General features: G+C 69.5%; 9 protein-coding genes and 2 pseudogenes. 6 read left to right on the forward strand and 5 right to left on the reverse strand.

The features are described from left to right. Window positions 1-79: 79 nt before the first annotated feature. The gene (locus tag AB0D85_RS49805; RefSeq protein ID WP_362337487.1) at window positions 80-580 is read right to left on the reverse strand and encodes an NUDIX domain-containing protein; all 501 of its coding nucleotides are present in this window, start codon (window positions 578-580) and stop codon (window positions 80-82) included. Window positions 581-616: 36 nt separating this feature from the next. Next, a complete protein-coding gene (locus tag AB0D85_RS49810; RefSeq protein ID WP_362337490.1) occupies window positions 617-1975 on the reverse strand; it encodes a tetratricopeptide repeat protein in 1359 nt (452 codons plus the stop codon). 225 nt (window positions 1976-2200) lie between these two features. Here AB0D85_RS49810 and AB0D85_RS49815 point away from each other — a divergent pair, with 225 nt between their 5' ends. The 4 genes and pseudogenes from AB0D85_RS49815 to AB0D85_RS49830 form a co-directional block, all read left to right on the forward strand. Then, window positions 2201-2950, forward strand: a complete 750-nt coding sequence (locus AB0D85_RS49815) for a hypothetical protein (protein WP_362337493.1) — start codon at window positions 2201-2203, stop codon at window positions 2948-2950. Window positions 2951-3025: 75 nt separating this feature from the next. Beyond that, on the forward strand, window positions 3026-3937 hold the full coding sequence (locus AB0D85_RS49820; protein ID WP_362337496.1) for an aminoglycoside phosphotransferase family protein: 912 nt from the start codon (window positions 3026-3028) through the stop codon (window positions 3935-3937). Between the two features lies 1 nt (window position 3938). Continuing rightward, window positions 3939-4631, forward strand: a complete 693-nt coding sequence (locus AB0D85_RS49825; protein ID WP_362337499.1) for a class I SAM-dependent methyltransferase — start codon at window positions 3939-3941, stop codon at window positions 4629-4631. 28 nt (window positions 4632-4659) lie between these two features. Beyond that, window positions 4660-5142: pseudogene (locus tag AB0D85_RS49830) on the forward strand (HAD domain-containing protein); the annotation flags it as partial. A 718-nt stretch (window positions 5143-5860) separates the two neighbouring features. On the opposite strand, the gene AB0D85_RS49835 reads toward AB0D85_RS49830, so the two are convergent. Further along, window positions 5861-6094, reverse strand: a complete 234-nt coding sequence (locus AB0D85_RS49835) for a hypothetical protein (protein ID WP_362337502.1) — start codon at window positions 6092-6094, stop codon at window positions 5861-5863. Window positions 6095-6454: 360 nt separating this feature from the next. Further along, the gene (locus tag AB0D85_RS49840) at window positions 6455-9721 is read right to left on the reverse strand and encodes a tetratricopeptide repeat protein (RefSeq protein ID WP_362337505.1); all 3267 of its coding nucleotides are present in this window, start codon (window positions 9719-9721) and stop codon (window positions 6455-6457) included. Between the two features lie 916 nt (window positions 9722-10637). Here AB0D85_RS49840 and AB0D85_RS49845 point away from each other — a divergent pair. After that, window positions 10638-11189: pseudogene (locus AB0D85_RS49845) on the forward strand (sigma-70 family RNA polymerase sigma factor); the annotation flags it as partial. A 56-nt stretch (window positions 11190-11245) separates the two neighbouring features. Here the strand turns inward: AB0D85_RS49845 and AB0D85_RS49850 are convergent. Next, the gene (locus tag AB0D85_RS49850) at window positions 11246-14221 is read right to left on the reverse strand and encodes a hypothetical protein (RefSeq protein WP_362337507.1); all 2976 of its coding nucleotides are present in this window, start codon (window positions 14219-14221) and stop codon (window positions 11246-11248) included. Between the two features lie 168 nt (window positions 14222-14389). Between AB0D85_RS49850 and AB0D85_RS49855 the strand changes: the two genes are divergently transcribed. Further along, window positions 14390-14572, forward strand: coding sequence for a hypothetical protein (locus AB0D85_RS49855; protein WP_362337510.1), 183 nt, complete (start codon window positions 14390-14392; stop codon window positions 14570-14572). Window positions 14573-15172: the final 600 nt, after the last annotated feature.

A 15172-nucleotide genomic window follows, 5' to 3' on the forward strand; every position in this document is an offset into this window, starting at 1 on the left:
AAGCGGGTGCGCCCGGTGACCTGCTCGGGCCGCCTACAAAGCCAGCCGCTCCAGCCACCGAACCGGGGAGACGGGGTCGCTACTGCCAACCGGCCAGGGACACCTGCGGTCCGTTCGCGAGGTACCGCCGAAGAGCACTGGAGGTGGTGTCCACGAACTCCTCGGGGATGGCGTCGGTGTCGACCCATCGGACCTCGGCGTGCTTGCGGGGTTCGCGGTTTTCGGGTTCGCCGGTCCATTCGCGGGCGGCGAAGACGACGGTGAGGAAGCCGTTGGGTGCTTCCACGCCCCAGGCGCCGTGGATGACGTGAGCCACCTTCAGGGACTCCGGCTTGACGGTCAGGCCGGTCTCCTCATACAGCTCGCGTACCGCGGTTTCGGTGATGGGTTCGCCGGGTTCGCTCTTGCCGACGGGGAGGTCCCACATGCCCTGGGCAAACTTGGCGTTCTGACTGCGCTGGAGGAGGACCACGCGACCCGCGGCCTGGTCGTGGACGATGACGGCGGCGACCAGCAGGGTCATGGATTCGAGGGCGGGCGGGAGGGCTTCGGGCTGGTCGTCGGTTGTCCGCTGAGCCACGGCTGGTGTCCCTTCGTCGGCCGGTTGGTGGGCAGCTTAGGCCAGTGCATGGCGTGCGCGGCGGGCGAGTTCGGCGGCTCCGGGCACTTTGCGACGCTGGTAGATCGAGAGAGTGGAGCGGAGCGAAATGATCGCTTTGCGGGTGCGGTCGGAGGTCATGCCTTCCATCAGCGTCACAGCCTGAGACCACGCGGCCACGGCCTCGTCGGCGCGGGCCTGGGCGGCGAGGCTGTCACCCAGATCGGCGTAGGTGAGCGCGTGGACCCGCTTGTACTTCTCGGGGTCCCAGCGCACCAGGGCATCACGATGCTGCTGCTCGGTGCCGATATGGTCGGCCAAGTCGGTCAGCGTGCGAGCGGTGTGGCTGGCGACGGTACCTGCGGCAGGGCCGCTGACGCGGGAGTAGCTGGGCTGAGGGCCGTCATCGCGCAGCAGGGCGTCTTCGGCGGCGAGTAAAGCACGGGCGGCCGCCAGCTTCTCACCAGCGGCAGCGTAGGCACGGGCATGGGTGATGTGCAGCAGCGCCTCAGTCTGCCCGTCGACGTAACCAAGGCCCCGCCGTAAGGACCCTTCAACGAGGTCGACACAGTAGCGGGGTTGCTTGAGACTGAGCGCCTGGTGGGCGAGGGCGCGCATCATCCAGGCGGCGTGGCCGTGCGGGTCGGCTTCGCAGGCGAGCTGGTAGCCGACCTGGTAGTAGCGCTGAGCGGCGCCTTCCTGGCCGAGGTCGTGGTGCTTCCAGCCTGCCAAGTAGGCGAGTTCGGCCACGGCCCCGAACGCTTGACGGCGTAAGGCTTCGTTCGGGAAGCGGCCACGGAGCATGGGGGCGGCGGTGTCGGCGAGGTAGGCGGTGACGGTGGTCAGGCCATGGCCGCCGCCGAGGCGTTCGTCTGCCGCGCTGAAGGCAGCAGTGATCTGGCGTACGACGTCCACATCCTCCGTGCCGACCACGGATGTGCCGGTGCGGGCGCGGAGCATGCGGGCGGTGGCCTCGTGGTCGTGGGCCAGCGGCATGGCGACGCCGGCCGTGGTGAACGCAGCAACCGCGATGAAACGGCGGCGCTCGACGTCGGCGCGGCCCAGATCGGTTGCGGCCAGGACAGGATCCCGCTCGGCCGCCGACTCCTCGATGGCGGGTGCTCGGAGGCCGATCTCGGTCTGGGTGATGGTGCGACCTGTCCGGCGGGACAGGGCTTCGGCGAGGTACAGGCCGGTCCGGCCGGTGGGCTGCCTGGTGCCGTTGACCCAGTGGGAGACGGCCGACTTGTTGGTCTGGAGGATCTCGCCGTTCTCGGCCGCGACGCGCCGGATGTCCTTCGCCAGCGCCTCGTACGTGGACCCGGTCGCGTCGATGGCGTCGCGCAGCCGGGAGTTGGGTTCTCTCTGCGCTGCCACGACCGCCTCCCGTGCGGGGCTGTAAACCGCGTATACCGCTTCGACTGCCTCTCACCGTACCCACAGTCCGTGACGACAGGTTCACTGAACATCAGCCGCCCGGCCCCGGTCCGACGCCGTGACCAGGAGCCCCCTTCGGCCGGGCGGCTCCCCGAAGTTCCTTACGCCTACACCGGGTTCGGGCACCCGTGTGCCCGAACCCGGCCGATCAGAGACGGAGACACGGTGACCACCATCGACACCGCGGCCATCACGACCGTACTGCCCGAGGCGTTCGACGAACGCTGGAGCCGGCTGCCCGGCATCCGGGTCGACGGCCGGAGCATCACCATCGATCCGGCCGAGTACTTCTTCCGCTTCGAGTCGAACACCTGGCTCGTCGCCGACTGGGAGCTGGTCAAGTCCCGGCTCCTGAACGTGGAGGAGACGACCGAGAGCGCGGTCGAGCAGCTCGCACTGGACTTCATCAAGGCCCACGCCGAGTCCACCTCGGACGCCACCCGGGTGCTCGCCACCGCCTACGAGGTGTACACATACCTGTTCCGCGACGAGCACCTCGCCGGCCTCGGCCTGCCGCAGATCACCGCCGAGCACCTGCGGATGCTTCGCGAGGCGGCCACGCTGATGGCGCTGAACAAGGTGGAGCTGGACGGGCGCATCTCCAACGTCGGCCCGTGCTGGTTCTTCCCCGCTGCTACTTCCGTCGTCTTCGACCTGGACGACGAGACGGGCGGCATGCTCGACGAGGTGTACCACGGTGGCTGGTTCAACGAGCACCGCCGCATCGAGTCCATCAAGGCTCATGCCGCCCTCGGCGGTCGGCTCGTGCACGGCTGCCAGTCCGTGCCGGACCAGTCCGGCGGCGTCGTCGCGCCCTACGGTGCGTCCATGACCACCTTCCGCGACGACCTCGCGGCCTTCAAGACCGGCTGGATCGAGCAGATCTACGCCCACCGCGCGGCGCAGGCCGCGTAGCACCTCCGTCCCGGCTCCGGGGCGGGCCGCACTTCTCGCCCGCCCCGGACGCCACCGACCGTATGGGAGCACCAGATGGACACAACTCTCAACGCCGACATCCTGGACAACCTCCTGACCATCGTCGGGCGGCCCACTGCAGAGCGTGAGGAGGTACGCGTCTGGTCCATGTCCGGCGTCGAGCGCCTGACCTTCCCCGACACCACCACCGCCATTTTCAAGTACGCCAAGAGGCCGTTCGACGGTGAGGACGAGGCACTGCGACTGGCCCACACGCGTGGCGTTCCTGTCCCGCAGGTTCACGCCTCCGCCGTCCGGGACGGCTGGCTCGGCATGCTCATGGACGATCTCGGCACCGCCGTCCGCGACGCCGACGATCTCGACGGCGTCGCCGCGGCCGTCGTCCTGCACGGCACCCGCACGGCTCCAGGCCTGCCCGTCCTCGGCCAGAACTGGCTCCGTACGCTGCCGAATCGAGCCTTGGAGCACCTCGCCCGGCTCCGCAAGGCCGGGCGGTGGCAGGACGCGGACGACGTCGAGGACGCGCTCGACCGCATCGCCCAGGCCGCCGAGACGAGGTCGGCTGGTACGACGGTGGCGCCGTTCGGCTGGGTGCACTCCGAGTTCCACCCCACCAGCCTCCACATCGGCCGATCCGGCTGGCGGCTGCTGGACTTCGCCCGCGCCTTCACCGGCCCCGGCCTGCTCGACCTCGCCAGCTGGCACGGCACCCTCGACACCCCCGACCCCGCACGGCTGCGGGTCTTCCTGGAGCAGTACGTCACGGCCGGCGGCACCCCCGACGCCCTCGCCGAACGTGGCGGGCTTCCCGCCGAGAAGTGGGCCTTGGGTTGGCACCGTATGTGGGCCGTCGAGTGGTTCATGGAGCAGTCCATCCGCTGGATCGACGACCCGGCCACCGACCCCGCCTACCTCAAGGCCGTACGCCGTCACCTCACCGACGTCCTCCACCTCCTGGAGGTCTGACGTGCTCGTCCAGGCTTCCCCTTGGTATGTCCACGCCCTCCAGCGCACCACGGCCAGCCCCGCCAAGCCGCTGTCCGTACCTGCACGGATGGAATGGACCACGCGGCCAGGCAGCGGACCCGGCGCCGAGATCCTCGGACCGGACCAGCGCCGCAAGAGACTGTTGGAACTCGGCTGCGGCCCCGGCCACAACGCCGCCCACCTCGCTACCCGGTACGGAGCCCAGGTCACCGGCGTCGACCTGGTTGGCCTACAGGTCCGCCGGGCCCGCTCCCACTATGGGCGGCTGAGCAATCTGACCTTCGCCGCCGGCCACGCCCTCCACTACCTGCAAGCCGCCGACGAGCAGTTCGACGCGATCTACTCCGTCTTCGGCGCGATCGGCCTGGTAGCCCCGACACTCCTGCTCCCGGCCATCGCCGAGCGCCTCAAACCCGGCGGCACACTGGCCTTCTCCGTCCCCCACCCGCAGCGCGCAGGTCGGCAACCATCCACCGACGACCAGCCCCGCCGGGACTACGTCACCCTCCCCGATAGCACCCGACTGCCCATCGCCCGCTGGGACTTCGACACGGTCCGCTGGGACAGACACCTGCACCGCGCGGGCCTGTGGCTCACCTTCGCTGAGGAATTCCGTGCCGGCTGCCCGGACCTTTGGCCCACCACCTTGCTGATTACCGCAGCCAAGCCCTGATGCCGCCCGGCTCCCTCAGGAGGAACAGATGCGCCAGCCCTACCTGCTCCTTGACATCGACGGCGTCCTCATTCCCTTCCCCGACGACCACGGTGCCACCCCAGCCACGCACATCCGTCACGATGTCGTTCCTACCGGCCGTGACGCGGACGATCCCGTCACGGTCTGGCTCGACCCCGCTCACGGCCGACTGCTCATGGACATCATCCGCACCAGTCTGCTTACCCCCGTCTGGTGCACCAGCTGGCGCCAGGACGCCGCCACCGTGATCGGTCCACTCCTGGGCCTTCCGCCCTTCCCCTACCTCAACCTCCCACGCCCGAAGATCACCACCAGCCACCCCAACGGCTACCTATGGAAACGCGACTACGTCGACGCCTGGCTCGGCGACGCACCCGCCATCTGGATCGACGACGACTTCACCGCCCTCGACCACACCTGGGCCGCAGAACGCACCGCCCGCGGACACGCGACACTCCTTGTCCAACCCCGGCCTCACACCGGCCTGCAGTCCACGCATACAGCCGAGGCACTGAAATGGGCTGCGCACCTGGCAGCAAGGCACTCTGACCGACCCGGCCAACCTGTCGGCGGTGAGGGGCAGCGCGGTGCCGCCGATGCGGCCTTGTCCAATGGCAAGTGTGCGGGTGTTGTTGCCGTCAGCGTTGGTGATCGCTGTTCAGGTGCCGACATACAGCTCCGGAACGTCTCCGGTCACTACCCGGGAAGGTGGCTGGGGGAGGGCCGGTGATGGACGAGGGCGCCCAGTGCAGCGGCCAGGACGGCGAAGACGGCGGCCAAGACGAGCGAAGGGCGGCGTTTCCGCGGCTGGCGTGCGTCCCTGTCATCTGCCGCGATGACCACGAAGGACAGCGGGTCGGCATCGGCGGCTGAGGCCGGGGACGTACTGCTTCGGGGGGACGGGGTCAGGAAGCCGCGGTAGGCAGCGCGTGCCTCTGGCGGCGTCGAGGTGTCGGTGGCCGCGCGGTGGGCAAGGGCATCGTGCCGGGAAACCTCCCATATCCGCGCAGGCGGGGGAGGAGGGTTCGGCCTCTGGGATGTGAGGGCCGCGTCATGGCTGGTGGCGCGGTAGGAGCGGATGCCGATGAGGGCGGCTGCGGCCCGGCGCGCCAAGGAGAGTTCGACGGCAATCACCGTAGTGGTGCGAGTGGGGCGCAGGTCTGCTCCGAGAGTGGCCGAGGCGGCCCGGCGCAGCAGGCCGGGCCGGGTCATACGGCACCGTCCTGGTCGGTGGCCGGCCGGCGCAAGCCAGTCGGCGGCTCGGACGGATGTGAGGGCTGCGGAGCGCGGGCGGAAGACGACGGGGCGGCGGAGTCGCCGAGGATCGCCTCGGCCAGGCGGGAGTTCTTGAGCTGAACGAGGGCCAGTGGTGCCGAGGCTCCCGCGGCGAACACTGCGAAGCCGCCGCTGATCTGGCCGGAGGTTCCCAAAAGCGTTGCCACGCCGGCCCCCAGGAGGGTGTGCACCACGGCTGCGATACTCTCGCCCCCCACGTCGTAGGTACTGAACGCGGGAGGCCCCTCGCGAGGCGGATCGAGGGCGAGCCGGTGGCTGCGCCTGCCGTTGAGTCATTCGGTCATGCAGTCGTAGGCGTGTAAAACCCCGCGAACCGCCCCGCCCGCGGCGCCGACCAGCAGCAGTGTTCCAGTGTCCACAGGTCCTCAGCCATTGCGGGAAAAGCATCGAAAATTCCGCATCACAGCCTACGGACCGGCTGAGGGCGACGCGGTCTGTTTGCCGAAGGTCGTCTCCTGGACGTGCCCGCCTTTCCGTGCCGCATATCCGGCGGCTCCTGCCGCCCGTCAGGTGTGTGCCGCAGCCTCCCCGCCCCGCGGGCCGCCCACCTGAGCACGCCAGAAGGCGAGGTTGCCTTCGATGACGGGGATGGTGGGGTTGTCGCTGTCCAGTACCTGCTGCGCGATGGAAAGCATCCGGGTCAGGACACGCACGGCTTCCCCTGGGCTGCCCGCACGCCCCTGCCACATCGCGAACTTGTCGAGAGCGGGCAGGACAGCAACGTGCCCGGCACCGAGGTGCCGCTCGACGTGACCGATCAGCCCCCGATAGGTCTCGATCGCCGCCCGCGTATCTCCGGCGGTTGCGTACCAGTCGCCGAGATCCTCGATGGCCTTCACGGTACCGGGGTGGCCGGGGCCCAGAATCCGTTCCAGATCGGGACGGAGCCCGTGAAGGCCTGCGATCGCCGCGTGCGGATCTCCCGCTTCCCCGCGCATCACGGCAAGGTTGTGACGTGCATCGAGAACGCCCGGATGATCTTTGCCGAACACGTGCAGCCGGTCCTGAACCAGGAGCTCCAGTACGCGCACGGCCTCATGGGGTCTTCCTGCCCTGCCCAGGCACAGAGCGAGGCTGTGGCGGGAAATGAGAGTGTCGGGGTGGCGGGAGCCCAGGATGCGGGCCCGGTCCGCAGTGACAGCCTCGAGATCCGCGGCGGCTGCGGCGGGGTCCGTCCCGGCCTGCAGACGGGCGAGATTGTGGCGGGCGGCAAGCAGCTCGGGGTCATCGGTGTCGAAGACTTCACGCATGTCCCGGATCAGCGCCCGATAGCCGGCCATGGCTTGGTCCGTGTCGCCCGTTGCGGCCTGCCAGCGGGCAAGGCTCTGCCGGGAGGTCATCACGTGCGGATGCCGGGACCCGAGCACCCGTGTCTGGTCCCGCACAAGCACCCCGAGCAGCATGACGGCCTGAGCGGCGTCTCCTGTCTCTCCGGTCCACCGGGCAAGGTTGTGACGGGCCATCAGGGTTCCGTGGTGATCGCTGCCGAACTCCTCCTCCATGGCAGGGATCAGGTCGCGGTAGGCCGCAGCAGCCTCCGCCGCATTGCCTGTCGCGCCGTTCCAGTAGGCAAGGTTGTGCAACGTCGTGAGAATCGTCCCGCGGTCCGCTCCGGCGAGCCGCCGCCCGGCGAGCACGTCGGCAAGAGCGGCGACCGCGCCTGACGCGTCTCCGGCATCCCCGCGGACCACCGCCAGATCGTGACGGACCGACAACGTCTCAAGCGCGCCGGCCCCGTACAGCCGTCGGTAGTCGGCCTCCACGCTCTCCAGGGTCGTCACCGCCTCCGCGAGGTCTGCGGACTTGCTCTGCCAGCGGCCCAGCATGCGCCGCGCGACCAGCGCGGAAGGGTGATCAGGCCCCAGGAACCGGGAGGCGAGCGGGACCAGCGCCTTGAAATGATCGCGGGCCCAGGCGGTGCCACCGGACTCCCCAGCGCTGTTGCCCAGCCGGAAAAGAACCGGACGGGCGCTCTCGTCGAGCCACAGCGGATGACTGTCTGTTGCCTGGTCGAGGTCGGCCAGCGAGCTTGCACTGGCCCGCAGCCGCTGAGCAAGGTCCTGGTCGTCTTCGGGCCCGGGCCAGATCTCGAGCAGAGCGTGCGCCGCTGTGGGCAGGACAACCGGGGCGCGCTGCTGCCAGGCCTCACCCTCACCACCGGGCACGCGATGCTCGCGGACAGCGCGCTGAATCAGCTGGTGGACCCGCACCCACCAGGCGGCACGGCCGCCGTCCTGCACGGCACGGTCGATCAGATGCAGGCGGTCCAGCGTCGCCAGCGTGAGCTCGGCCTCCAGCTCATCGACATGCCGGCCAACCTCACCGCGCTCGGCCAGCCAGGCACAGACGGCCCCGCTGACGAACAACTGCTCCGGAATACCCGCGGTTCCGTCGAGAACGGCCGCCAACTCCAGCATCGGCCTGGCCAGCTTGCCGGTGTGCTCATCGGCCTGCTCGATGGAGATGTCCCACAGCGCAGCCACCGAACCGCCGGCAGCGCCACCCCGTACGGCGGGGGTGAGCCGCTCGAGAGTCAGCCGACGATCGGCCAGCAGACGCCGGTAACGAGCCACGCTGCAGGAGGCGTTGTAGTCCAGATACGCGGCGGCCCGGGACAGAGCCAGAGGAAGGTGCCCCAGATCCTCGGCGAGCCCGGTCAGGTCCGCCACGGTATCGCTGCCGGCGTCCGCGGGCCGCTGCAGCGTGCTGCGCAGGCAGGCGAGCGACTCGGCAGGGGTGAAGACACCCACCGGCAGGAAGGCGTGGCCGCTCATGACGGCGAGATCCCTCTCGCGGCTTCGCGTGGTCACGATGACCCTGCCGTCACCGGCAGTGTGCTGGGGCGGCCAGAGCCCCTCCATCGCACCGGGGGAGTACACGTCATCGAGAACGATCAGCCACCTGCGTTCCGTCGTCCGCAGCCAGTTGAGGAACTGGCGGCACAAAAAAGCGGTGTCGTCGCTACCGGGTGCCAGCGCCAGCATTCCGGCCGCCTGCGCGTAGACGGCGGCCACGTCCGACGCACTGTGCGCTGTCACCCACAACAGCACGTCGACACCGCGCGCCGCATCGCCGACAGCAGCGTGGCAGTACCAGGCGGCCAAAGACGTCTTGCCCGCCCCTCCGGTACCGGTGATCACCCGCCCTTTCACTGGGACGGCCACCCCGTGCCCGGCACCATCGCCGTCCGCGCACTGCAAGGCGCGTGCCAGCGCCTCCTGGGAATCCCGCGCGACGAAGGCACTGCTCACATCCGGCACCAGCCCCAGACGCAGCAGCCCGCCGTAGCCCGGCGCCTGGGTCTGCTGCGAGCCGGCCCACCGGAGATAGTTGTTGATCCCGTCGGCCAGCCCGCCCTGCCCGGCCCCGGCTTCGGCGATGCGCTCCAGGAGATACTCAGGGGCATCCTGCAGCGCGTAGCGCACCAGATCGGGATGGGCCGCGAACTTCTCGTCCAGCCAGCTGCGTCCCCGCCACCTGCGTACGAACGGGAACCTGACCCGCAGGCCGTCGAACCACTGCTGCTCGGCGGGGGTCGGGTCGATGGGCACGAGCAGATCCCAGTGGTCCGGCTGGTGGCGCGCCGCCGATACCAGCGACCGCTCCACCTGCCGGCGACGCCCCGCATCCATCCGGCCGGTGAACGACTTCGCCTCATACAGGACGAGTTCGCCGTCATCCGTGTACTCGAACAGGTCCCGGCCACCGTCCCCGCCCTTGCCGTCGACGGCCTGAGCCTGTTTCCGTAAGCGCAGCACCAGCAAAGTCACCACGGACTCTGACAACGTTGGACTCTCGGCCAGCTTCTCCCACGGCACTCTCACCACACACCCACTCTACGAACCCCCTGTGGCATCAAGGACGTTCCTCGCTGGCGAGGCACGGCAGGGTGATGGCAGGCAAGCATCGGCTTGAAGACCGCCGACCTCAGTGCGACCGATCTCGGTCGACTGGCGATGCGTACTGCCAGGCGTCAGCTGGCCCTGCGCTGCACAGCCGCTCTCAACCACCCTGATCTCGACGAGATCAGCACCCGCATCACGGTCCCAAGCCCTGAGGGATCGTCCTCAAGGCCGTTGACGTGGAGCGGGCGAAGGCCCGCCGTCTCAGTCGCTCGGCCGGAGCAGGACGACGGGCCTCTCTCAGACGCGGAATGTCCCGCCCCTGCCTAAACGCCGACACCACGCCACGTGGCAGGCACCAGCGAACTGTTCAACGATGCTGCCACCAGGGGCGTTTAGTCCAGAACATGTGAACTTATCCACGCTCCCCAGGCCTTGGACGAAGCGTGTGACCAGTCCCACACTTCGAGATGTCATCGTCGCGGGGCTTTCCGCCGCAGTCCTTGGCCGGAGCACGGTGAAAGGCCCTCTCAGATACGGGAGTTCACCTCATGCATCATTCTCTGCGTCTACCCGAAGGGCACCGCCGGTCACCCTGCGGCGTGCCACGTCCACGCTACAGTCACGTGATCGTCCTGGTGGTCATCGTCCTGTTGGCGGTCACAGCGGGTATCGCCGCGCCAGCCCCTGCAGCCGCGGCCAGCGCCGCAGCCCTCGTCCAAGCCGGAGCCGCCCTGTGGATTGCCCTGAGCCGTCCCGGTGTCTCGACGGCTGAGAGCTGATGCCGACCCCAGCTTCCCCGGCTCCCCTCCCTCCGGGCGGGGAGCCGACGTTCGGGATCCAGAACATCGTGCAGTGTGTGGAGCGTGCCCAGGCCGGGGATGGTGGGGCTTTCGCTGAGCTCTACACCGCCTACAGCGACACGGTGTACCGGTACGTCTACTACCGAGTCGAGGGCAAGGCGACCGCTGAGGACTTGACCAGCGAAGTATTCGCCCGCGCGTTCCAGCGCCTGGATACGTTCACCTGGCGGGGGCGGGACTTCGGGGCCTGGGTGGTCACCATCGCCCGCAATCTCGTAGCCGACCACTTCACCTCGGCACGCTTCCGGCTGGAGGTGACAACCGGCGAACTCTTGGACGGCAACGAGGTCGAGCAAAGCTCCGAAGACACGGCCATCGAGGGCCTGCGCAACAGGGGGCTGGCTGAAGCACTCAACAGGCTCCCCCTGCGCATGCGGCAGGTCACCTGGCTGTGGACACTCGGCGAGCCGACGGCCCACATCGCGCAGCAGCTGGGCATCAGCCCCAGTACAGTCCGAGTCCACCTCTTCCAAGCGCGTCAGCGCCTTGCCGCTGACCCTCTGGTGGTCCTACTTTCCAGGTCCACGAGATCCTGACCACACTGCTCCTTCGCCTTCTCTGTACGTACATCACCGGCCAGGAGCCGGACCCCTCACCAGGCGGCCGCGGGAGTGCCCTCGACTGTCAGCCCGTTCGCCAGCAGTGCCTGCCACTGCCGGTCGGGGTCGTCGTTCCTGCGCTGTGCGGCCAGGTCTTCCAGTGCCTGCCGGTCACCCGCGTCGGCAGCCTGCCGCGCGAAGTGCTCGGCCTCTGTGAACTCGCCTGCTTTTTCCAGGCGTTCGGCGAGCATGCCCGGCGCCCACGCCATGGCCTCGGCGTAGGCGCGCCGCAGCAAAGGCATGGCCTGCTCCCCACTGCGGTCCTGGGCCAGGCGGCGCAGGGTCCACGACCGCCGGCCGGGCGGCACCTTCCAGGCAAGCTGCTCGGCCTCCTCGAGCCGGCCGGTTTTCTCACGGCTTCGGATCAGCTCCCACAACGGCGTGGTGTAGCCGCGAGCTGCGGCATGCAGCGCCCACTGGTCGGCCTCCTCCCGCCGCCCGGCCTCCTCGGCCGTCCCCATCAGCACTCTCACAGCCTGTCCCACACGGGCAGCTGCGGCACGCTCTAGCAGCGTACGGCGGACGTCGTCGGGGACATCCTCGTCGTGCACGGCACGGTGGGCCTGCACCCACAGCGCCCATGGGGTGCCCCGTGCCACCTCGCTGTCCAGCAGCGCCTCCGCAGCCCGATCCTGCCGGCGTTCACGCAGCCGCCGCAGCAGCCGCTCCAGCGCCCAGGAGTTCCCGTCCTCGGCGAGCTCCCCGAGCGCGCCGTCGCCCGCCGCTGCACCCTGTGTGGCATCCAGCAGGGCCACCAGCTGGCGCAGCGCCCAGGTCTCCCCGGGCGGCATGGGCAGCACAGCCGGATCTATGAAGTCGAGCGGGGAGCGGGGGCCTGCCTCGAAGTTGATGAGGTCCACGCCCTCCTCCCGCTGGCGACGCCGGCGCTCGAAGACAGCGATCGCATCCCGGTACAGCCGGGCCGCGTCAGCGGGCCGCCCGTCGGCCTCGGCCTGCTCGGCAAGGGTCTTCAACGGGACGGCCTCGCCCGCGGCGAAGGCTTCCCGAGCAGCCTCCTCCACCTCGGTTGTCCCCTCGGCAAGAGCAACCAGCTCGCCCATCGCACGGCGGTCGCCCGCCGCCCGCAAGGCCGTCCGCGCACCGTCCAGGTCTCCACGCTCACGCAGGTCGTCGGCATAGGCGCGCAGGATGTCCGGATCACTGCACCGGGCGACCTCGGCATACCAGCGTTCCGCCTCCTCAGCCTCGCCGTCCAGCATCAGCGAACGAGCCAGGTGAAGCTGGGCGGTGGGACTGCCACGGCCGGCGGCCTCCCGTACCAGATGCTCGGCCTGCTGGTACTGCTCCTGCTCCAGCATCGGCTCCAGCAGTTCCTCCAGGGCCTCGCCGTCCCCGGCCAGCGCAGCCTGCTCCTGTACCCGACGGGCCTCCTCGGGCCGCTGGCGTTCCTGCCACAGCCAGACCAGCCCCTGCCCCGCCTTGAGATCCCCCAGATCCAGCGCCCGCTGATACAGGCCGACAGCCTCGGCATCACGCCAGCGTGCCTCCGCCGCCTGACTCACCGCCCGCACGAGGTGAGACTCGGGCAGGTGCTCGCGCGCCGCATGCCAGAACGAGGCCGGGGGAGCAGCAAACCGCCGCTCGCTGCGGCCGATGTGGTCCATGTAATCGGACAGCCGCCACCCACCCCCGCCGTCCGATCCCGTGCGGGCCCGCACCCGGCTCAGCAGCCCACGTACTCCCTTGCTCGGCTGCTGCGTGTAGGCGAGAGCATCCTCAAGCCACCCCTCACCCAGAGCGTCGTAGTCGTCGTCACCCAGATAGCCCTCGGCGGCCGCCTGAAGAAAATCCTGCCCCACCAGCGCCGCCCCGCCCAGCCTGCTGGCGTCCATGGCCGCGCCGATCACCGCCCGGGCCGCAGGCGGCGCCGCCCGGTAACGATCGAGCAGAGCCGGAGCCCCCGCCATGTACTGGGCGATCCGCCCATCATCGGTATGGGCCAGCGCGTCCGCCAGCCGCGGATCGTGGCCGCCCACCATCCGCGCGTCCTCCAGCTCCCGCGCCTCGAACGCGGTCGGCAGATACACACCCTTACCCTCAAGCAACGCCCGAGCCTGCGCATGCCCCGAACTCCTGCCCGGCACATCCGGCGCGGTCAAAACGCTCCAGAACTCCGGCCAGACGGTCCCCAGCACGAGCACCGGCGCGCTTGCACCGTCCTGCAGCAACGCCCGCAGACCGGCCGCCACCTGCTCGGCCAACGCGCCTGCCTGCTCGCCGACATACCACTGCAGCTCGTTGAGCCAGATCGCGGTGCGCGGAGCGATGCCCTCCCGCAACGCATTCGCCAGCGCCTGGACCGGCGACGGATCGAGCGGATGCCACAGCCGCCAACCGGCCGGCAGCTCCGCCACCGCCTCCCAGCACGCCCTCGTCTTGCCCGAGGACGACTCACCGACCAGCACGACCGTCCGGCTCGCGCCACTGGCCGCCTGCGCCACCGCCGAACGCAGAACCTCATCGTGGGCACGCCGCACGTACAGCGGCAGCACCCCCGGTACCGCCGCCGTCACATCGACGGGCCGGTGCACCTCCCACTCATCGAACGCCTCCTCGTCCCGCAACTCGGCCACGAACCGGCCGCGGACAGGAACCTGCAGCCTGGCCCCGCCCGGCACAGGACGGGAAGGACGGCCACCGCGCCGCTGCCGTCTCTCCTCAACCGCCCCCTCCCACAGCCTCATCCACCCGGCAGGAGCCCCCGCATGGCCCGCCTGGCGGGCCTGCCGGGCGAGATAGACGACCAGGAACTGCACCACCTGCAGCTGAGAGGGAACGGACTGGCCCGCCAGCCAGTCACTCAGCGACGACGTACTGAGATCCACACGCGGCCGATGTCGCGTGCTCTGGCGCACCAGCGCCGCCAACGTGGGCGCACCCGCCCTCTCATACAGGCCTTTCAGCATGGCCGCGAAAGCCCGCACCGCCGTGCCCTGCTCCACCCGCATCCCTTCCCACCCTGTCCGCCTACTCCTGCGCCGGAAAACCCACCAGATAAGCCCTGACCAGCCTAGACGCCCGCCATACACCGTCCAGGACATCGCCGGAAACCCGCCGGACGCAGCTCAATGAGGCCACCGAAGCCCGACACCCCGGCACCCAAGGAGGCCCCACCGATGTCCCACCACCTGCTCACCCTGCTCAACAGCCCGCTCGTCACCGCACTGCTGGCCACCCGCTTCCTCCCGATCATCGGACTCACCCTGACGGCCGCGTACGCCCGTACCGAAAGCCGACGGCAAGCGGCCCTTCGAGTGCTGGCCATCGTCCTTGGCCGCTCCCCAGGCCCCCGAACCTGAGCCAACCCTGCCCCGGCAGGGGCAGGCGCGCCCTCCGCACTGGAGGCCGCCTTGCACCATCACCCCATCGACAGCCGACACCGACGCCTGACGGGAATCCACCAGCCCCAACCGCCCACGACACGGCCAAGGCCCCGAATGGGGCCCTGGGTGTTCACCACCGCCCTCACAGAGCGGTACGCACCAGCGCCTGCGCAGAAGGAAACTGATACCCACTCAGTCCGGCGACAGCCGGACACCACCCACTCAAGCTCCCCGACAGGGGAGCGCAGACAACCCAAATATCTGTGCAACCACCCCCGTTATGACATCACGGCGCCGCCAGGCGTCGGCACCCTCACCTCCCACACTGCGCCTCCCCGCCAGGGGAGGGGCCCGTCACCTTCACCTGTCCTGCCGTCAGGCAGGACAGCATTCCCCTTGCTGAGCGGGCCGCCAGGCCCGCCAACTCACACATCAACCAACCAAGTTGGCCCGCCAGGGCCAACCCTGACACCTGAACACACAGTCGTGCCGTCAGGCACGACGACAGTACTTAACGGGCCGTCAGGCCTATAGTTGGCCGCCAGGCCAACTATAGAGCCGACAGGCTCTCCGCCC

It is taken from the genome of Streptomyces sp. NPDC048277 (genome assembly GCF_040652235.1).
Lineage (GTDB): Bacteria > Actinomycetota > Actinomycetes > Streptomycetales > Streptomycetaceae > Streptomyces.